The organism is Bdellovibrio bacteriovorus (assembly GCF_048286975.1).
GTDB classification, from domain to species: Bacteria; Bdellovibrionota; Bdellovibrionia; order Bdellovibrionales; family Bdellovibrionaceae; genus Bdellovibrio; species Bdellovibrio bacteriovorus_H.
The window spans coordinates 1,111,513-1,129,851 of record NZ_JBLVRT010000001.1 but is presented as its reverse complement, the minus strand read 5'-3'; the positions used below and the strand labels follow the sequence as shown (position 1 = coordinate 1,129,851).

The following is an 18,339-nucleotide window of genomic DNA, read 5'->3' as shown; positions in this document are numbered from 1 at the left end:
AAAGGATTTATCAGTGAAATATTCAGTTCTGCTAGCCAGCCTGTTCCTGGGTTTGGCCGTTCACGCTCAAGAAGCCGTTCCCAGTTTTGAAACCGTTGTTGAGGATGTTGTATTTAACACCTCCAACAAAGTTGTGATCGACGAAAAGACCATCAAGGACTCCCGCGCTCCGAATATCACCAGCCTGCTTTCCAGTCAGGCCAACATCACCGTTGTCAGCACTCCTTTTCAACCCAATTCCATCTTCATTCGTGGCGGTGACTCTGGACACGTGATGATCATCGTTGATGGTGTTCCGTTCTATGACGCCTCCACGGTGCAAAGAACCTTTAATCTGAATTCTCTGGATATCAAATCAGTCCGTCGTATTGAAATCATCAAAGGTGGCCAGACGGTGCTTTACGGCGGTCAGGCTTTGTCCGGTGTTATCAAGATCGACACCATTCCTCAGGAAATCAAAAGCCAAAGTTCCCTGCAAGGCCAATTGGGCACGCAGAACTTCCGTGACGTGACTGTCGCCCACACTGAACCCCTGGACGAAAACAATGCCCTGGTATTGCGTGGCCATGGCGCATGGAGAGACGCTGAATCCCCAGTGCTTGATTCCACAGAAACCTATTCCCGCAACAACTGGAATGCCGAAGGCGCCTATGTCTGGAAGGGCGCAGTTGATGGAAATCTGAAAGCTCTGTTCCTGCAGGACTTCAACAACTCTCCAACCACGGATCGCACCACCAACCAGCTGATGGACACCGAGGATCTAGAAATGTTCAGCCGTCAGATTGGTGGCTCCAGTTACTTGAAGTTCAACGAGCTTCCGTTCGAACCACGTCTGGCTTTGAGCATGCAAAATTCCCTGCGCACTTATGACTGGCCGGTTGTCCCGGTGCAGAACCCAACAGGCACAGATCAGGATTATGGCGCGAACCTTCGCACGGCCCGTCTGGATCTGACTCCGTACAAGTCCGAAAAGATCAGCGTGGTTGCGGGCCTAAGCTATTTGTATGAAGACTTCACTTACCGCGACAAGGGTGTGGAATCCGTGAACACGTTCTCTGAACAGCGTGGTGTCTTTGCCAAGGCTGATTACGAAATCCGTCCGGGCTTTTCTTTGGCTGTCGGTGGTCGCGTGGAAAACTGGGCCGATCAGGATGCGGTCAGCACTTATCAGATTGGTCTGACTTTATTTGAGCATACAAAACTTGAAATGGCGTCCGGCTATAAGATTCCATCCCTGTTCCAGCTTTATTCCTCTTATGGCAATCCGGATCTAAAAGCCGAACGCGCAGTTCAATACAGTCTGATGCAGGAATTTGAGATCTCTGAAAGCCAAAGCGCCTCCATCACGTTCTTCCGTTCTGACTTCACGGATCTGATCCAGATTTCCGGGTCCTTCCCAAGCATCCAGTACGAAAACGTTTCCAAAACCGAAACCCGTGGCGTTGATGTCAGCTACACGATCCGTCCGTGGACTGGTGGCACATTCATCGCGACTTACGGTTATCAGGAACCACGCAATGTCGACACCGGCACTTGGTTGCTGCGTCGTCCTCTGGTGAACGGCAGCCTGAAGTACATCCAAAACCACGACAAACACACTGCTGCTTTAGAGCTGGTGGGTGCCGGCGAACGCATGGATAACGGTGCGCCTATCTCGATGACGGCTTATGCCTCCACTTCAATCCCGGGCTATGTGACTGCCAATGCTGCTTATTCCTATCAATGGAATAACAACATCAATGTCTTCACCCGCCTGAACAATCTGGCGGACCACCGCTATGAAGAAACCTACAGCTTCTATTCAGAGGGCTTTTCTGGCTCTCTGGGAGCGGAATACCTGTTCTAAGCAAGGCAATTTGCATCTGAGGGGTCCAGTGCCCCTCAGACTTTCCCGGAACAGGACCTTCCCCGCCATTTGACAGAAACTGGCCTTAATTTCAGAGTCTTTTTCATTTAAATTAAGACTATGAGACCGTTCATTGTTGGCGCTTCAATATTTCTGTTACAAGCAGTCAGTTATGCATCCACCGAGGCGGTCATGCCTATCGGGGCCTTGCCAAAGAATTCTTCAGTCAAACTACAGGCTGTCAAAGAAGGCACTCGCTTTATCACCCCTCAGTACGAAGGCAACAGCGGTTTCCTCAAAGACGTTGATCAGAACTCTCTTTATCAGGTCACCGATATCAGCGGCACGGAAGACACCTCCGACAACGCCGATCTGCAAGCTCTGGCGAAATCTTCAAGCCTGGTCGTGCAAAAATCCGATCTGGGCACCGACTCTGCCACCTGCTCCAGCGGCGATGGCACGACAAACTGTACATTAACCAGCGACGTGCCTGCCTACAAAACCGGAAGTTTCAATCTGATTGACTGGTTCCTGAATCTTTTCGGCTTGGGATCCAAACCCCAATCCCTGGTGACTCCAAGCAAAGGAACTGAAGTAGCAGAAGCTGATGCCATGGCTTCAGCGATGACTGAAAAAATCGACAGCACCAACCGCCTGCTTAATTCCCGCAGCACCACAGCCAATTGCGAGGAAAAGAAGTTCCCGGAAGTCATTCAGAACGACAAGACTCTGAACTGCGGCTTGAAGCAGGCTCTGGAGGCCTTGAAAAAGAACAAAGACAAGGTCAATCAGGACAAGTTCATCTTCAATGACTTTTCCAGTGGCGGCGTGATGGGAAAAATGTGGATTCTGAATGCCGACGGCTCCCTTGCCAATGTGGTGGATAAAAACCCACTGTGGGTTTCCCGTGGCGAAGGTGGCTTTGGTAACGGACGCGGTTCTTTGAAAACCCCGAACGGCGCGATCATGACCAAGGCCTACAGTCCTCCCCGCGGCGGCAATATTCGTGACGGGATTGAGCTTGTGGGGCTGGAGCCAGAAAACAAGGATATTCACAGTCGTGGAGTTTTGTTGCATGGCTGGGATCCGTACACCCCAACACAAGGCTGCCTGGGAGTTGCCGGCTCTCTGGACACCGTTCGCCACGGCCGCAGCAAACTGGGAACTCCTCCACCGTATTTGGATCAGCTGAAGCAAGGCTTCCTGAAAGAGGGCGGCACGATGATTTACAACTTCACTCCATCCAAAGTGAAATCCTGTCAGTAGCCTATTCGTAGGACACTGACGACAACTGATCTATGGTAAGATACTTCGAAAGAATCTTTTCAATCGTTCCATCCTTCTTCATCTTGAGGACGATTTCTTCCAGCCTTTGACGCTCTTGCAGCCCCACTCGCTTCCGGGAAACGTAAATACCCAATGACGTTGTGAAGTTCCGGTCCGCGACCGTTACCACGTCATTTTCAATTTTTAAATCTTTGACCAGATAATTGTTTAAAAGAGGTGTTGCAATCACGGCATCTGTCCGGCCTTTTTGAATCAGGGCAAATACACCCGCGGCATCAGGGACCTGGATAAGACGCTTGTCTTTGATCAACAACTGATACTCGGACTCCGACATCACGGCCCGCGACCCAATCAGATTGCCAAATATAACTTTCTTATTTGCAAACACATCAGCGACTGTCTGCCCTTTTTTATACTTGGACTTACGCACAACCAGTTCCCGCACGGAACGAAACAAGGGAATGTAATCCGCGCCAGCGTCGGAATAAATATTGTTTTCTGCAACCAGCAAGATCAGATCCGATTGATTCCGCTTCAAGGACTCAACGGCCACTGGCCTGGACATTCCCCGGGAGTTGTATCCACACTCCCGCCGCGCCATGATCGCCGAGATCAACTCCTCATCAACTCCTCCCGCTTGCCCGCCAGAGTTGCGAAAATACATCGGCTGATAGTTATTGGTACCTACAATAAACTGCCTTGAGCAGATGTCCTTGGCAAAAGCCGTCTCAACAGCAAATCCCATCACAATGACTAAAAGCGCTTTCAAAATCTGCATACATTTCATCTTAACCAGGTCGTCTCAGTCTGACACGTTTCAAAAGCATTTTAAGTGGAATCCACGGCTCAGCTGCTTAGCCTCCAAAGGGTACGGTTAGTGCAGTTAAACCTCTTTAACAACTATGCAGAAAAACCGGTTTAAGACTTTATTAATGATTTCAAGCACCTTCGCCCTGACCCTGGCGGCGGCAGGTTGCTATTTCGATGCCGGTTTTGGGCAGCTGTTACAAAATGTACATGCCAGCCCCACCCCCGTTTCCCAGGAACATAAAGAAGCCGCCGAGCTCTTTATTCAACTGAATGAAAAGCACAACTTCTTTGCCGCCCGCTATAAGGGCTGCCATATCGAACGCAATGCGGTTCTTTGCAAAAGCTTCTATAAGGACAAATCAGCAGCCGAGAAAAACAAAGACACCCGCCTGAAAGCTGCCCAACTGACAAAGCTGATTCGTCAGCAAAAGTGGACCGAGCTTACAAACACTTCGGAATCTGAAAGTGTGCGCGCTGTTTCGACTCTTTCAAACAAAGACCGTCAAAACCTGACCGAGCATATTCTAAACGACAAAACCTGTATTTCCCCACACCTGGCAACGGCCATGGCCTTCAAGCTGGAAGAAAAGCTTCCGGATGCAAAAGTGCTTTCCACGGTGCGTGCGCTATATGCCCGTACTTTGGAATGCAGCACAGATAAGGAATTCAGCGATCTGGGTCTGTACCGCGGCGGTCTGTTTGAGATCTGGCAGGACAATCCAGAACAGGCCACAGACTTCCTGAAAAAACTTTCCAAGCTTTCCAAAGACATAGCACTGACTTCCCGGGCGCAGTTCTGGATAAATCATGCCGCACGCGAGCAGGGTAAATCCGTATCTGCCAACACCATGGAAGATCATTTCACGAACTTCCCGCTGAGCTATCACATTCTGACGGACTACGCGACGATGGAAGACGGCCCCTATCAGACAGTTTCTGACCTGCGCGAACAGCGCATTCAAACCCGCAGTTCATTTGAAGATCTGAATGGCGCCATCCAGCTGGTTGAACACTTCCTGGCTCAGCAAAAAGACTCGCTGGCCAAACGCACACTTGAATTTATTGATTACGCTGAACTGAGCGAGGCAGAACCCGGCTTCCAGCTTTATGTGGCGACACTGTTGGCGAAGTTCGACGACATGAACCACCAGCGTTTCATGGTGCTCAGCCGCTTGTTCCAGAATCACCCTCAGTTCAAGACACTGAAGAATCTGAATATCTATTACCCATTGGCGTTTGAAGACCTGGTGATCAAACATCACCGCGATCAGGATCCATTCCTGCTGCTGTCTTTGATCCGTCAGGAAAGTTCATTCAATCCGAACACGAAAAGCCCGGTGGGTGCGACGGGCCTGATGCAAATCATGCCTCGCACAGCAAAAGACTTAAAAAAACGCGTGGTCACCGACAAAGAACTATTGGATCCTTCCAGCAATATCCAGCTGGGTGCACGTTACTTTGCAGCGTTAGTCAAAGAATTCAAGAATGATCACATGAAAGCCCTGGCGTCTTACAACGCCGGCAGCGGCAACGTGCGCAAATGGATGAAACGCTATCCGGTGGACAATCCTTTGTTGTTTGTGGATCTGATTCCGTTTGATGAAACTCGTGAATACGTTGCAGGCATCCTGCGCAACCAATACTGGTATTCCAAACTGTATCCGGAACTGCTTGTGACACCGCAAATGGCATCACAAGTTTCTGCACAGAAATAGTTCACACAAGACTTTACTTTTGAACTTTACCCAAAGGTTTCAGACGGCCGACTTTGCCGACCTTTGAAGGCAGTGGATGCTGGATTTTTTCCGCCATCCATGGATTGATTTCAATCAGCTTGTCCAGATTCAGACCCGTCTTCACACCCATGCCATGGAACATGTAAACCACGTCCTCAGTCGCAACGTTGCCCGTGGCCCCCGGAGCATAAGGGCATCCGCCCAAACCACCCAGGCTGGTATCAAAGACATTGATCCCCACCTTGTACGCCGCAAGGATATTGGCCAAAGCCTGCCCGCGCGTATCATGGAAATGCCCGGCAAGTTTTTTCACCGGAACAACTTTCTTTAGCTTTCTGAACAGGGATTCCACCTGCCCCACATCCGCCACACCGATAGTGTCGCCGATGGAAAGTTCGTACACGCCCAGCTTGTGCATACGCTGGGCAAGCTTCACCACTTTGGCTTCAGAAACTTTGCCTTCAAATGGACAGCCAAAACACGTGGACAGGTATCCGCGCACTTTGATCTTGTGCTTCTTCGCCAAAGCCATCACCGGCTCAAAACGTTTGAAGCTTTCATCGATAGAACAGTTGATGTTTTTCAAAGAGAAGGATTCAGAACACGCCGCGAAGATCGCAACTTCCTTCACCCCGCTGGCGATGGCATCCATCATCCCGCGTTCGTTGGGTACCAGAACTGAAAATTCTGTCTTCTTGGGGATAGAACCGGACTTCACAAGAGCAAATGTCTTTTGCACCACTTCCGCAGTGCCCGCCATTTGCGGAACCCAGGTCGGGGAAACAAACGCACCGATTTCAACACGCTTGGTTCCAGCCAGAATCAGTCGTCTTGCAAATTCCACACGAGTGTCAGCATCCAGAACCGTTTTTTCGTTCTGAAGGCCGTCTCTTAATCCCATTTCCACAATGACAACTGACTTTTTCATAGGTCCTATTTATCGGATGCTGGTTTGATTTTCACAAGGGCTTTACCCAAGGCCACTTGTTCGCCAACCGTACAGTTCACACTGTCGATAGTCCCGGCGATTTCTGCCTTTAAAGTGTACTCCATTTTCATGGCTTCCATCACCAAAACCGCCTGGCCTGCAGCCACAGCCGCCCCTGGCGCCAAAAGCAATTTGGTCACTTTGCCCGGCATAGGGGCCATGATCTGATCGGAAGAACCACCCGCACCGCCCTTTTTACGGGACTTTCGTCCTGTCGTTGCGTCCTGGGTGAAAACACGGCCGTTATAGTGAACCCACAAAGTCCCGGCAATCAGCTGGGCTTGGGCTTTGTGATCAACACCGTCGATTCTTACTTTCACTTCCATTAGATACCTCTCCAGTAAGAAGCCCAAGGGGATGCGGAAGTTTTCGCCGTTTCACCAGCGCCTCCGCGAAGTTGCAACAATGCACCCGCCGCCACGGTTTTTTCAATTTCAGTCAATGCTGGTTCTTTCAGTGATTCACTGAAGTAAGTTTCAATAAATCGCGTCGTCATCGTGCCCATGACGAACTCTTTGTGAGAAAGAATTTCGATCAGGTACGGGATGTTCGTGTGAACACCAAACACCACGGAATCCTTCAATACGCGGATCATTTTCTGAATCGCACGCGGACGGTTTTCATCCCACACGATCACTTTGGCGATCATCGGGTCATAGTACGGCGTAATGGTGTCGCCGGAATCAAAGCCGTATTCATAACGACGGCCCGGGCCTTCCGGCCATTCCACATGACCCAAAAGACCTGTGGAAGGAACGCCACCCAGGAATGGATTTTCAGCATAGATACGGCATTCGATGGAATGGCCCTTCGGTGCGCGGATCTGTTTGTTGTCATGAACGAAATCACCCTGCGCAGTCAGGATCTGCATTTTCACCAGATCCACGCCCAGAACTTCTTCCGTCACCGGGTGCTCGACCTGCAAACGGGTGTTCACTTCCAAAAGATAGAACTCCCCATCTTGCAGAAGGAACTCCACCGTGCCCGCCCCTTTGTATTTACCCAAAGTTGCAATGGCACAAGCCGCCTCTCCCATACGGCGGCGCAGATCATCGGTCAAAGAAGGCGAAGTCGCCTCTTCGATGATTTTCTGGTGACGGCGCTGAACAGAGCATTCGCGGTCAAAGAAGTGCTGTACGTTTCCGGTGCTGTCACCGAAGACCTGGAATTCAATGTGTTTGGCACGATCCAGATATTTTTCCAGGAAGACTTTCGGAGAACCAAAAGCCGACTGTGCTTCACGCTGGGCGGATTCAATCAGCTCGTGAGCTTCTGCGGAAGACTTCAAAAGTTTCATCCCGCGGCCACCACCACCTGCAGCGGCTTTCACGATCACCGGATAGCCGATCTTCTCAGCCTGCGTGATCAAGTGAGCCACATCCTGGTTTTCACCCTGATAACCCGGCACCAGCGGCAAACCCGCCTGCTTTGCCAGCTCTTTACAGTGAACCTTGTCACCCAAAGCACGGATCGCTTCCGGAGAAGGTCCAATGAAGGTCAAACCGGCTTTATTCACAGCCTCTGCGAAATCGGCGTTTTCAGACAGGAAACCAAAACCCGGATGCACCGCTTGCGCACCACCGGCCAAAGCGCCGTTGATGTTGGCTGGAATGTTCAGATAACTTTCCGCCGTCGCCGCCGGCCCCACGCAGATGGTTTTAGTCGCCATACGATAAGCGCGGGTGTTGATGTCGGCTTCTGAGTGCAGAAGAACGGTTTCAATACCCATTTCCTCGCAGGCTTTGATAATACGAACAGCCACTTCACCGCGATTGGCGATGGCAATACGTGTGAACTTTTTCATTAATTCAGTCTCCATACGGGCTCACGCTTTTCAAGGAAGGATTTCAGGCCTTCCTGCCCTTCATTGCTGGCACGACGTTCTGCGATCACCGTGGTTGTACGGCTGCGCTGATCGGCCCAGTTCAAGGTATCAAGATCATTCAATAGTTTTTTGGTTTCACGAACCGCATCCGGACCGCACTGCATGTAGCCGTGCAGAACCTTTTGCAAAGCCGTGTGGCCTTCACCCACTGGAACCACTTCAGTTACCAGACCGGCTTGCTGGGCGATGTGCGAGTTAAACACCACACCTGAAAGCATCAACGGACGAACTTTACCGGCAACAGCTTTCTTGTTCACAAAGGCACTGATCACCGCAGGCGCGATTCCCAGCTTCACTTCACTGAAACAGAACTGGGTGTTTTCTTCAGCAATGACTTCGTCACAAACCGCCACCAGTCCCAAAGCGCCGCCAAAAGCCGCGCCGTGAATCATGCCAATCACCGGCAGACTGCACTGAGCGATGGCTTCAAACATACCGAAAAGCTTCAAAGAGTCTTCACGGTTTTGTTCGAAGGTGAAATTCACCATCTCTTTCATCCAGTTCAGGTCAGCTCCGGCGCAGAAGACTTTGCCTTCCCCTTGCAGAACCACGGCACGCAGATCTTTGCGCGCTTCCAGATCGGTGAAAATCTTGGTCAGCTCCGCGATCATCTCCGGGTTGAAGGAGTTACGCACTTCGGGCCTGTGAAGTTTCACATAGGCCACCTGATTCATTTCTGTAACTACAACAAAAGACATAATTACATCCTGAAGACGCCCTGAGTTTTTTCACCCCAGGACTTGTTAAGGCTTGCGGAAATCCCCAGTGCCAGCACACGGCGGGTGTCAGCCGGATCAATGATCCCGTCATCCCACAGGCGCGCTGAAGAATAATAACAAGCACTTTCTTTTTCGTATTTTTCCAAAGTCGGGCGTTTGAATTCCGCCTGCTCTTCAGCAGACATCGTTTGTTTTTTCGCCGCCATCTGATCCATCTTCACAGTCAGAAGAACATTGGCCGCCTGCTCGCCCCCCATCACGCTGATTTTGGCGTTAGGCCACATCCACAACTGACGAGGCTGGAAGGCACGACCGCACATGCCATAGTTGCCGGCGCCGTAAGAGCCACCGATGACCACGGTGAATTTCGGCACATGGGCGTTGGAAACGGCCATCACCATTTTCGCCCCGTGTTTGGCGATACCTTCGTTTTCATATTTTTTACCGACCATGAAGCCGGTGATGTTTTGCAGGAAGATCAAAGGCACTTCGCGCTGTTCACACAGTTCGATAAAGTGCGCGGCTTTCAAAGAGCTTTCGCTGAACAAAACGCCGTTATTCGCAATGATACCCACAGGCATACCCCAGATGTGGGCAAAGCCGGTCACCAAAGTTTTACCGTACAACGGTTTGAATTCATGGAAACGGGAACCGTCCACGATGCGCGCAATCACTTCACGCACATCAAATGGCACACGGCTGTCTTTCGGGATGATACCGTAAAGCTCTTTCTGATCGAACAGGGGTTCTTCCACCGGAAGGGTTTTCAACTGCACGGCACGCTTGTGGTTCAGGTGAGCCACGATCGAACGCGTGATTTCAATGGCGTGTTCGTCGTCTTCCGCAAAGTGATCCGTCACACCGGAATTTTCACAGTGCACTTGCGCCCCGCCCAGTTCCTGAGCATCAACAACCTCGCCGGTTGCGGCTTTCACCAGTGGAGGACCACCCAGGAAGATGGTTCCGTTTTCTTTTACGATCACGGTTTCATCACTCATCGCCGGAACATACGCGCCACCAGCAGTGCAAGAACCCATCACCACCGCGATTTGCGGGATGTTGGCGGCCGACATGCGGGCCTGGTTGTAGAAGATTCTGCCGAAGTGATCACGATCCGGGAACACATCCGCCTGCATTGGCAGGAAGGCGCCGCCGGAATCGACAAGGTAAATACATGGCAGACCGTTTTCAAAAGCGATCTCCTGCGCGCGCAAGTGCTTTTTTACGGTCATCGGGAAGTACGTGCCGCCTTTGACTGTCGCATCGTTCGCCACGATCACACATTCAGTGCCGTGAATGACACCGATACCAGTGACCACACCCGCACCCGGAGCCTGGCCTTCGTACATGTCCCAAGCCGCCAGGGTTGAGAACTCAAGGAACGCGGTTCCGCCGTCCACCAAAGCCTCGATACGCTCGCGCGCCGTCAGCTTGCCACGGGATTTGTGTTTTTTAGTCGCGTCTTCGCCGCCACCTTGTTTCACAAGATTTACGCGTTCACGCCATTCGTTGACGATACCAAGCATGGCCTCGCGGTTGAGCTTGAAATCACTGGAACTGGAATCAATGTTTGTCTCTAAAATTTCCATAGAACCTTGTACTATCCCTCACTGCCAGGCAAAGCCGGAGTGTGTTTAAAACTCAAATGCAAACGGAACTCTGCCACAGCCTGATCGTTGCTGTCGAAAACCTTCAGCTCCACTTCAGCTTTGGCTTCGCGGCGATCACGGACTTCCGCCAGCACCACTTCGCGGACTGTCTCTGGAAGCTCCATGCGCACACGGCACTCTTCACTGGTGACTTTGAACAATTCAGACTCAAGACGGGTCACGTTGATTTCAAAAGAACCCATCGGGGCATGGCGCATCCACAGAAGTTTGGCCGCCTCAATCGCCGCCGTCACCAAAGCGCCTTCGTGCATGGTTTTGACTTCGTTCAGGTTGCGGGTGCGGGCCGGAACCACCATTTCGACCTGAGTGTCTGACAAGCGAGAAATTCTCAGACCCATGCCTGCCGAGAACGGGCGCACGATATCCAGGGCATAACTAAGCGCAGCATGAGAGGCCTTCGGGGAAACCTCTTCCAGCAAGGCTGCCAGGTCCGCGGCACTCAGGCGAATACCCCGTTCTTCAAGCTGGGACTTCAGCCCGTCTTTGGCGTTTTGCAACTGCTGACGCAGGTTCTGCTCCAGCTCAATCCCCTTTGACATTAAGATTGTCAGCCATTGTTGGTTCATGAGATACCCTCTCTGTGCGAGTGTTGAAAAAAACTGAATATCATGCTCGGATAACGATGTCAGTTTTATCACACTGAGTAAATGGAGAGAGGACTCTAGAGATGAAGAAAATTGTAAGCCTGGTTATTTTCATTGCTGCCTTGGTTTGGACCTGGAATGTGATTCACACTTCCCAAGCCGTTGGATTTGAGACGCACTCCGGCATTCAGGTGAAATTGGCTGAACTTATCACTCAAACTTTGGCTGCAAAAAAGCCACACGCCAAAGACCTTTCCATCTCCCGTTTGTGGACTGAAACCCTGAGCGACAACAAGGTTCGTGCGGTGTTTGCTTACAAGTTCACCGACGTGGCTGAAGACGGCGAATCCATGGAACAAGTGATCGAAGGCGAAGCGGTTCTTTACCGTGATGTTTCTGATCAGGAAAACGTGGATAAATGGGTTCTGCAATCCGTAAAAACCACCAATGATATCGTGATTTTCACTGAAGGCTCGACTATCACTCCGGGCGCGGACGAAGTTACAACTGAAGCTGCTCCAGAGGCAACTCCGGCAGCCACTGCGACTCCGACTCCTGCTCCAACCGCAACTCCTGGCCACTAATGGCTATTCCCACAAATTTCATCCAGATTGATGAAGAGGGTTTTGCTCTGAGCCGCGAGGTTCGCATCCAAGACCCGATTGTGGGGCAGGAAATCCTGCAAAATCTGAAAATTCACGAGGGCGGAACCCTGCTTTCCACCTTCGGCGATGTCCCGGTGATCGTTGAAGCTTTCGACGAACCCTACGTAGCCGCTCAAGTAAATCTGAAGGACGACAAAACCTGGGAAATCCTGCTTCCGTATGGTGTGCATTATGCCTTCGAGTTGGAATCGTTGTCTTTGGACGAATGGGACCGTTTTCACGGTTATGCCGCCAACAAAATCCCGTTCGTGATGTCCCGCAAGGCCCAGGCCACGTTCTTCAACTTGCTTGAAGAATTCGGCGACGACTTCATCGAATTTAACGGTAAAACCTACGACATTCCGGCTTACTGGCCATCCCACAAAGACGTCGAAAAAGAAACCTACTGGAGTCAGATCTACCAGCAGGAAGAAAACCCGGGCTGGAATCTGGGTGAACCCGCCGAAGCTCTGAAAGACATGATTCCCCGCCTGAAAATCAGCCGCTCCCGCGTGTTGGTTTTGGGTTGTGGTGAAGGTCATGATGCAGCTTTGTTTGCAGCCGCCGGCCACTTTGTCACTGCTGTCGACATCTCCCCATTGGCTTTGGAACGTGCCAAAAAACTGTACGGCCATCTGCCGACTTTGACTTTCGTGGAAGCCGACCTTTTCAAGCTGCCACAAGACTTTGACCAGTCCTTTGATGTCGTGTTTGAACACACTTGTTATTGCGCCATCAACCCGGAACGCCGCCAGGAACTTGTCAAAGTCTGGAACCGTGTGCTGGTACAAGGCGGCCATTTAATGGGCGTATTCTTCACCTTCGAAAAACGCCAGGGCCCACCCTACGGCGGCACCGAGTGGGAACTGCGCCAACGCCTGAAAAACCATTACCACCCGATCTTCTGGGGCCGCTGGCAAAAATCAATCCCCCGCCGCCAAGGCAAAGAGCTTTTCATCTACACCAAAAAGAAGTAACTAAAAGGTACCTGCTTACTTTTTCCGAAGCATTGCGCTAGATGCTCCGCTTCGGAAAAAGTAAGCAGGTACCTTTTGGGAGAAGCTATGCATATTGAATTTACTCAGGCTGATTCTAGTCATGTTGAAGACCTTGTTGATCTGGTTAACTCCGCTTATCGCGGGGACAGTTCCAAACAAGGGTGGACGACTGAGGCTGACTTGTTGGATGGACAGCGTGTGGATGCTGAAGGCATTCAGGCTTTGATCGACAAAGAAGAGTCCGTGATTCTGGTCGCGGAAGATGACGACACCGGCGATCTTTTGGGGTGTGTTCACGTTGAAAAACAAGGTTCCAAAATGTATCTGGGCATGCTGACTGTGGCTCCGGAATTACAGTCGAAAGGCCTCGGAAAATTGTTGTTGAACGAATCAGAGGCACTTGCACAATTCTGGGATTGTAATACCATTTTCATGACAGTGATTTCCGTTCGCACAGAGCTGATCAAGTGGTACGAAAAGCATGGCTTCCGCAACACCAAGGAAACCAAGCCGTTCCCTTACGGCGATGAGCGCTTCGGGATTCCAAAAGTCGAAGGACTGCAGTTCACAGTTCTGGAAAAGAAAGTTTAAAAATCCTAAAGCCCTTCACTGATGAGGGGCTTTTTTGCAAGGAGCAAAAAATGATCAAGGGATTGATCCTGGCACTGGCCCTGTCCATTTCCTCGTTCGCGTTCGCTGAAGAGGTTCAAAAAGAAATTCCCGCTGACAAAGACGTTCACACTCAGTTTGGCCAATGCCAGCACGAGTTTCTGCCGTCCAACTTTGACCTGTTCGTCTGGAACATCAAAAAGGCCGAAGCCAAAGACCGCTGGGCCCGTGACTTTGAATACTTTGTTCCCAAGAACGATCTGATCCTGATTCAGGAAGGCATGATTGATTCTTATGTTCCGAACGTGATCCTGCGCCAGAAAAACTTCTGCTGGGATTTTGCCACCAGCTTCCTGGAAAAAGACGGCGATCAGACCGGAGTCATGAACGGCTCTTACGCCCGCCCCTCCATGGTTCACTTCCTGCGCAGTCCGGGTCGCGAGCCGGTGATCAAAACCCCGAAAATGGTTCTGGTCAGCGAATACGCCATCGCCAACAGCCCGTTCACACTGTGGGTTGCGAACATCCACGGCTTGAATTTCGTAGCCAACAAACACAACCGCGAGCAGATCGAACAGGTCGCGGCTTTCCTGAAAAAGCACGAGGGCCCGCTTATTTTTGCCGGAGACTTCAATTCCTGGAATGGCGAACGCCTGGCCTATCTTGATGAAATCCTTGGAAAACTTAAGATGAAGAAGCTGCCGTTTGCCAACGACAACCGCAGGTTCAAATTGGATCATATCTACGTCCGCGGACTGGAAGCCACCTCCACAACCCTGCACAACAATATCGAAACCTCGGATCACAAGCCGCTTTCAGCCTCGTTCCGCCTGAAATAGCTTCCCCTGGGCCGGCTTCGTTATGCGCGGTCGGCCCCCGGTTGATTCATTTTTTGTATAATAAGTTCTTTTGTATGTATTAAAAGTTTCCTCGATTTCGGAGCATATTCACCTCACAGGAGGTTTCTATGTCTTTGAAAACTGCACTCACAGCACTTTTGGGGCTTTTGGTTTCCTCTGTGACCATGGCTGATCAGATGGGCCCGAACGGCGACAAATTCTATGAAGAAGCGGCTCACTACGAACACGCTTGCCAGAGTCAGCCGTGCAAATCCAACTATTCCCACCAGATCGTTTACAGCCAGAAAACCCGCATGAACAAACTGAACGATCCCACCCGCGACAACTTGAAGGCCATCGCGGTTGAGCAAGCCCAGGTTTGGGGCGACACCATTTTGGAAGGCGATTATCACGCTGCCGGACGCACTCGTCTGGATGAAGTCCTGGCGTTCTACAAAGGTGCGCGCCTGATCGGATACAAAATCAAGTATTCTGAAAAAGCATGGTATGTGGGCGACTGCAACTATAACGGCAAACGCGAGTCTTTGAAGGATTGCAGAACAGGCCGTATTATCGAAGGCAGCTACGTTTCTGCAGACCAGAAAACTTTCTTCAGTGATGAAGAACGTTACGCTGAGTTTTCTTTCATCAACGAGTAGTTCTAGGTTATAGTCGCCGACATGGCGATAGTAATTGAAACCACCGACCTTTCCCGCGTCTATCAGACTTACCAGAAGCCCGAAGGATTCATCAACTCCCTGAAGGGCTTCGTCAATCGTAAGCATGTCTCCAAAGTTGCTTTGGACAAAACCACTTTGACAATTGAATCCGGCCAGATCGTGGGCCTGGTAGGCGCCAACGGCGCCGGCAAAACCACTTTGCTGAAAATGCTTTCCGGTCTGGTGACACCCACCAGTGGTGATGCGCGTGTTCTGGGCTTCAGACCCTGGGAACGCAAAAACGAATTCCTGCGCCAGATCAGCATTCTATTGGGACAGAAAAATCAGCTGTGGTGGGATATTTCTCCGGCGGATTCTTATTCTTTACTGGCGCGTATTTATGATCTGGATCCGGCACAGGCCAGAAAGCGCGTGGATCATCTGGCAGAGATGCTTCAATGCACCCATGTTCTGCACACACAGCTTCGCCGCCTGAGTCTGGGAGAGCGCATGAAGATGGAAATCATCGGCGCTCTTTTGCATGAACCCAAAGTACTGTTCCTGGATGAACCGACCATCGGTCTGGACATCGTGGCCCAGGAAACCATTCGGGAGTTCCTGGATCAATACGTGAAAGAAAAAGAACCAACCGTGATTCTGACCAGTCACTACATGGACGATATCGCCAAGCTTGCTGACAAATTGCTTCTGATCAGCAAAGGCAACATCGTCTATCAGGGCACGGTTCCTGAGTTCGTAACCAAATCCAACACTGAACTGACTGAAAACGAAGAGGTCGATTTTGAAGATGTCATTCGCCGCTTTTTGGAAGCGGAATCTCGCGTTCGCTAAACTCGCGATTCTGTCCAATCTTGAATACCGGCTGAATTACTTCGTTGATGCGATCGTTCAGCCGACCCTGACAACAGGAATTGAAATCCTTTTGTGGTTTGCCGTCTTTAAAGGGGCTGGCGCCACAGAAATCGCGGGCTTCGGCCGTGAATACTATCTGGCCTATGCGATGTGGGGCGCTTTCTTTGCGCGTATCTGCACCAGCTGGATGTATGAATACCGCATGATTCAGGAAATTGATTCCGGAAGCATCAACAGTCTGCTGGTGCGACCGATGACGTTCTATGAATACTATTTTTCGCAGCTGATGGGATACAAGTTCATCACCACTCTGGTGTCGATGCTGGTGCCTTTCATCGCGATTTTTATCTTTGATCTTCCGACCAAGTTTGAACGTCTGCCATTGGCATTCGCTTTGGAATTCTATTATCTGATTCTGGTGCATTCGATCAGCTTTGTGATCGCGGCCGGCGCCTTTTACCTGAATAAGGTCTATGCCGTGACCGGAGCGAAGAATCTGGCTTTGTGGCTGATGACCGGAGAACTGTTCCCACTGGATCTGATGCCGGAACCGGCGAAATCCATCATGATCGCTTTGCCGTTCAGCGCCGGGGTTTATGTTCCGGTGGGTTATCTGACCGGGCGACTTGAAATTGCCACCGTCTGGCAGTCCTTTGCCTCTGTCACTGTTGGCATTGTCGTGGTGAATCTTATCGGCGCTTGGCTGTGGCGCAAAGGTGTTAACGTGTACACCGGAACGGGGGCCTAAATGTTTCTGACGCTCAAGAAATACCTGTCCCTGTACGCCGCCCTCTTCCGCACAAGCTTCATCGCGGATCTGGAATACCGCGTGAACTTCATCACCCGTATCGCGACAGACATCTTCTGGTATCTGGCGCAGATCATGACCTTTGAAGTTTTGTTCCGTCATACCCCCAAGATTGGCGACTGGAATCTGGAACAAATGCGTGTGTTCCTGGGTGTGGTTTTTGTCGTCGACGGCCTTTACATGATCATTCTTTCCGAGAACCTGGATCAGTTTTCTGAAAAAGTGCGCAAAGGCGATCTGGATCTGCTGCTGGCAAAGCCCATCAACTCGCAGTTCATGATTTCACTGCAAAAAGCATCGACCGCGATGATCGGCAATCTGATTATTGCCTCAAGCTGGTTCATCTACAGCATCATCCAGCTTTCAAATTTTGAGTGGCTGCGCCTTTTCTGGCTGCTGCTTCTGATCCCTTGCGGACTGGTGGCATTGTATGCCATGAGATTCTTTATGGCTTCCACCGCGGTGATCTTTGCCCGTTCCGAAAACCTGCAATTCATCTGGTATCAGATCTATCGCCTGGGGATGCGCCCTGATTCGATCTATGTACCGTGGTTTAAATGGATGCTCTTGACCGCACTGCCCGTGGGAGTGATTGCCAGCGTCCCGGCCCGCGCGCTGTTAGAACCACCGGATTTCGCCCTGTTTGCATGGGTGGTGGTGCTTTCAGGAATTTTGATTTATCTAACAAACAAGTTTTGGAAATTTGCCCTGAGATTTTATTCCAGCGCAAGTTCCTAAGGAGATATTCATATGATTAAAATCTACGGATCACCAATGTCCAGCGCCGGCCGCTGCTACTGGATGCTTGAAGAACTGGGCCTGCCTTACGAGCAGATGCCGATGAATATGCGTGAAAAGCAGCACAAGTCCCCGGACTATCTGAAAATCAATCCGAACGGAAAAATTCCGGCGATCATTGACGGTGAATATGTGTTGTGGGAATCCATGGCGATCACCAACTATCTGGCTAAAAAGCACAACAGCCCGCTGGCACCACAAAACTTGGAAGAAGAAGGTCATATCATGCAATGGAGCTTCTGGGCCCTGGTGGACTTGCAGACTCCTGCGGTGAACTGGCTGATTCAGGCTTTGTTTGTTCCCGATGAGTTCAAAAATCCGAAAGTCATCGAAGATGCGAAAAAAGTTCTGCCAAATTATCTGAACACTTTGGAAGCCGGCCTTAAAGGCAAGACTTACCTTGTCGGCAACCGTTTCACCGTAGCGGATCTTAATGTGGCTTCTGTGGCGGGCTTGCTGTACGCCCTGAAATTCGACATGTCCCCTTATCCTGAAATCAACAAATGGATGGGACTTTGTACCAGCCGTCCAGCCGCTCAAAAGCTGGACAAACTGCGCGCCGCTGCTCAGGCTCACTAGATCGGAA

Annotated in this window: 19 protein-coding genes; 12 read left to right on the top strand and 7 right to left on the bottom strand. The window is 50.8% G+C overall.

Annotated features, from left to right (window positions below; translation table 11 throughout):
* The first annotated feature begins 13 nt into the window (after window positions 1-13).
* The gene (locus ACNQKP_RS05645; RefSeq protein ID WP_417863392.1) at window positions 14-1,846 is read left to right on the top strand and encodes a TonB-dependent receptor plug domain-containing protein; all 1,833 of its coding nucleotides are present in this window, start codon (window positions 14-16) and stop codon (window positions 1,844-1,846) included.
* 120 nt (window positions 1,847-1,966) lie between these two features.
* Complete coding sequence (locus ACNQKP_RS05640; RefSeq protein WP_417863391.1) at window positions 1,967-3,112, top strand: hypothetical protein; 1,146 nt, start codon at window positions 1,967-1,969, stop codon at window positions 3,110-3,112.
* 1 nt (window position 3,113) lies between these two features.
* On the opposite strand, the gene ACNQKP_RS05635 is transcribed toward ACNQKP_RS05640, so the two are convergent.
* Window positions 3,114-3,911, bottom strand: coding sequence for a substrate-binding periplasmic protein (locus tag ACNQKP_RS05635; protein ID WP_417863389.1), 798 nt, complete (start codon window positions 3,909-3,911; stop codon window positions 3,114-3,116).
* A gap of 154 nt (window positions 3,912-4,065) precedes the next feature.
* Here ACNQKP_RS05635 and ACNQKP_RS05630 point away from each other — a divergent pair, with 154 nt between their 5' ends.
* Window positions 4,066-5,658 (top strand): lytic transglycosylase domain-containing protein, encoded by a 1,593-nt coding sequence (locus tag ACNQKP_RS05630; protein ID WP_417863387.1) that lies wholly within the window; start codon window positions 4,066-4,068, stop codon window positions 5,656-5,658.
* Between the two features lie 13 nt (window positions 5,659-5,671).
* Here the strand turns inward: ACNQKP_RS05630 and ACNQKP_RS05625 are convergent, their stop codons facing one another.
* The 6 genes from ACNQKP_RS05625 to ACNQKP_RS05600 are packed head-to-tail and all read right to left on the bottom strand — an operon-like array spanning window position 5,672 to window position 11,480.
* On the bottom strand, window positions 5,672-6,607 hold the full coding sequence (locus ACNQKP_RS05625; protein ID WP_417863386.1) for a hydroxymethylglutaryl-CoA lyase: 936 nt from the start codon (window positions 6,605-6,607) through the stop codon (window positions 5,672-5,674).
* 5 nt (window positions 6,608-6,612) lie between these two features.
* Window positions 6,613-6,993: an acetyl-CoA carboxylase biotin carboxyl carrier protein subunit gene (locus ACNQKP_RS05620; protein WP_374027663.1), complete on the bottom strand. Its 381-nt coding sequence runs from the start codon at window positions 6,991-6,993 to the stop codon at window positions 6,613-6,615.
* Window positions 6,993-8,471, bottom strand: a complete 1,479-nt coding sequence (locus tag ACNQKP_RS05615; RefSeq protein WP_011165903.1) for an acetyl-CoA carboxylase biotin carboxylase subunit — start codon at window positions 8,469-8,471, stop codon at window positions 6,993-6,995. The genes ACNQKP_RS05620 and ACNQKP_RS05615 overlap by 1 nt, the downstream gene beginning before the upstream one ends.
* Window positions 8,471-9,250: an enoyl-CoA hydratase-related protein gene (locus ACNQKP_RS05610; RefSeq protein WP_417863385.1), complete on the bottom strand. Its 780-nt coding sequence runs from the start codon at window positions 9,248-9,250 to the stop codon at window positions 8,471-8,473. The genes ACNQKP_RS05615 and ACNQKP_RS05610 overlap by 1 nt, the downstream gene beginning before the upstream one ends.
* A gap of 2 nt (window positions 9,251-9,252) precedes the next feature.
* Entirely contained in the window at window positions 9,253-10,860 is a 1,608-nt protein-coding gene (locus tag ACNQKP_RS05605; protein WP_011165905.1) for a carboxyl transferase domain-containing protein, read from the bottom strand.
* Window positions 10,861-10,871: 11 nt separating this feature from the next.
* The gene (locus ACNQKP_RS05600) at window positions 10,872-11,480 is read right to left on the bottom strand and encodes a PaaI family thioesterase (protein ID WP_338620980.1); all 609 of its coding nucleotides are present in this window, start codon (window positions 11,478-11,480) and stop codon (window positions 10,872-10,874) included.
* A gap of 128 nt (window positions 11,481-11,608) precedes the next feature.
* Here ACNQKP_RS05600 and ACNQKP_RS05595 point away from each other — a divergent pair, with 128 nt between their 5' ends.
* The 9 genes from ACNQKP_RS05595 (at window position 11,609) to ACNQKP_RS05555 (ending at window position 18,332) form a co-directional block, all read left to right on the top strand.
* Window positions 11,609-12,109: a hypothetical protein gene (locus ACNQKP_RS05595; protein ID WP_417863383.1), complete on the top strand. Its 501-nt coding sequence runs from the start codon at window positions 11,609-11,611 to the stop codon at window positions 12,107-12,109.
* A complete protein-coding gene (locus ACNQKP_RS05590; RefSeq protein ID WP_417863381.1) occupies window positions 12,109-13,146 on the top strand; it encodes a class I SAM-dependent methyltransferase in 1,038 nt (345 codons plus the stop codon). The genes ACNQKP_RS05595 and ACNQKP_RS05590 overlap by 1 nt, the downstream gene beginning before the upstream one ends.
* Window positions 13,147-13,233: 87 nt before the next feature.
* Complete coding sequence (locus ACNQKP_RS05585) at window positions 13,234-13,758, top strand: GNAT family N-acetyltransferase (RefSeq protein ID WP_417863380.1); 525 nt, start codon at window positions 13,234-13,236, stop codon at window positions 13,756-13,758.
* A gap of 50 nt (window positions 13,759-13,808) precedes the next feature.
* Window positions 13,809-14,615, top strand: a complete 807-nt coding sequence (locus tag ACNQKP_RS05580; RefSeq protein ID WP_417863379.1) for an endonuclease/exonuclease/phosphatase family protein — start codon at window positions 13,809-13,811, stop codon at window positions 14,613-14,615.
* Window positions 14,616-14,743: 128 nt separating this feature from the next.
* Window positions 14,744-15,274, top strand: coding sequence for a hypothetical protein (locus ACNQKP_RS05575; protein WP_417863377.1), 531 nt, complete (start codon window positions 14,744-14,746; stop codon window positions 15,272-15,274).
* Between the two features lie 21 nt (window positions 15,275-15,295).
* A complete protein-coding gene (locus ACNQKP_RS05570; RefSeq protein ID WP_417863376.1) occupies window positions 15,296-16,126 on the top strand; it encodes an ABC transporter ATP-binding protein in 831 nt (276 codons plus the stop codon).
* Window positions 16,083-16,895 (top strand): ABC transporter permease, encoded by an 813-nt coding sequence (locus ACNQKP_RS05565; RefSeq protein ID WP_417864093.1) that lies wholly within the window; start codon window positions 16,083-16,085, stop codon window positions 16,893-16,895. Before ACNQKP_RS05570 ends, ACNQKP_RS05565 begins: the two co-directional genes overlap by 44 nt.
* Window positions 16,896-17,693 (top strand): ABC transporter permease, encoded by a 798-nt coding sequence (locus ACNQKP_RS05560; protein WP_417863375.1) that lies wholly within the window; start codon window positions 16,896-16,898, stop codon window positions 17,691-17,693.
* Window positions 17,694-17,705: 12 nt separating this feature from the next.
* Entirely contained in the window at window positions 17,706-18,332 is a 627-nt protein-coding gene (locus tag ACNQKP_RS05555) for a glutathione S-transferase family protein (protein ID WP_417863373.1), read from the top strand.
* The last annotated feature ends 7 nt before the right edge of the window (window positions 18,333-18,339 follow it).

Excerpts from the sequence above, each read along its gene's own strand:
- ACNQKP_RS05640 (WP_417863391.1), top strand. The coding sequence starts at position 1,967 with ATGAGACCGTTCATTGTTGGCGCTTCAATATTTCTGTTACAAGCAGTC.
- ACNQKP_RS05635 (WP_417863389.1), bottom strand. The coding sequence starts at position 3,911 with ATGCAGATTTTGAAAGCGCTTTTAGTCATTGTGATGGGATTTGCTGTT.
- ACNQKP_RS05630 (WP_417863387.1), top strand. The coding sequence starts at position 4,066 with ATGATTTCAAGCACCTTCGCCCTGACCCTGGCGGCGGCAGGTTGCTAT.
- ACNQKP_RS05625 (WP_417863386.1), bottom strand. The coding sequence starts at position 6,607 with ATGAAAAAGTCAGTTGTCATTGTGGAAATGGGATTAAGAGACGGCCTT.
- ACNQKP_RS05620 (WP_374027663.1), bottom strand. The coding sequence starts at position 6,993 with ATGGAAGTGAAAGTAAGAATCGACGGTGTTGATCACAAAGCCCAAGCC.
- ACNQKP_RS05615 (WP_011165903.1), bottom strand. The coding sequence starts at position 8,471 with ATGAAAAAGTTCACACGTATTGCCATCGCCAATCGCGGTGAAGTGGCT.
- ACNQKP_RS05610 (WP_417863385.1), bottom strand. The coding sequence starts at position 9,250 with ATGTCTTTTGTTGTAGTTACAGAAATGAATCAGGTGGCCTATGTGAAA.
- ACNQKP_RS05605 (WP_011165905.1), bottom strand. The coding sequence starts at position 10,860 with ATGGAAATTTTAGAGACAAACATTGATTCCAGTTCCAGTGATTTCAAG.
- ACNQKP_RS05600 (WP_338620980.1), bottom strand. The coding sequence starts at position 11,480 with ATGTCAAAGGGGATTGAGCTGGAGCAGAACCTGCGTCAGCAGTTGCAA.
- ACNQKP_RS05595 (WP_417863383.1), top strand. The coding sequence starts at position 11,609 with ATGAAGAAAATTGTAAGCCTGGTTATTTTCATTGCTGCCTTGGTTTGG.
- ACNQKP_RS05590 (WP_417863381.1), top strand. The coding sequence starts at position 12,109 with ATGGCTATTCCCACAAATTTCATCCAGATTGATGAAGAGGGTTTTGCT.
- ACNQKP_RS05585 (WP_417863380.1), top strand. The coding sequence starts at position 13,234 with ATGCATATTGAATTTACTCAGGCTGATTCTAGTCATGTTGAAGACCTT.
- ACNQKP_RS05580 (WP_417863379.1), top strand. The coding sequence starts at position 13,809 with ATGATCAAGGGATTGATCCTGGCACTGGCCCTGTCCATTTCCTCGTTC.
- ACNQKP_RS05575 (WP_417863377.1), top strand. The coding sequence starts at position 14,744 with ATGTCTTTGAAAACTGCACTCACAGCACTTTTGGGGCTTTTGGTTTCC.
- ACNQKP_RS05570 (WP_417863376.1), top strand. The coding sequence starts at position 15,296 with ATGGCGATAGTAATTGAAACCACCGACCTTTCCCGCGTCTATCAGACT.
- ACNQKP_RS05565 (WP_417864093.1), top strand. The coding sequence starts at position 16,083 with ATGTCATTCGCCGCTTTTTGGAAGCGGAATCTCGCGTTCGCTAAACTC.
- ACNQKP_RS05560 (WP_417863375.1), top strand. The coding sequence starts at position 16,896 with ATGTTTCTGACGCTCAAGAAATACCTGTCCCTGTACGCCGCCCTCTTC.
- ACNQKP_RS05555 (WP_417863373.1), top strand. The coding sequence starts at position 17,706 with ATGATTAAAATCTACGGATCACCAATGTCCAGCGCCGGCCGCTGCTAC.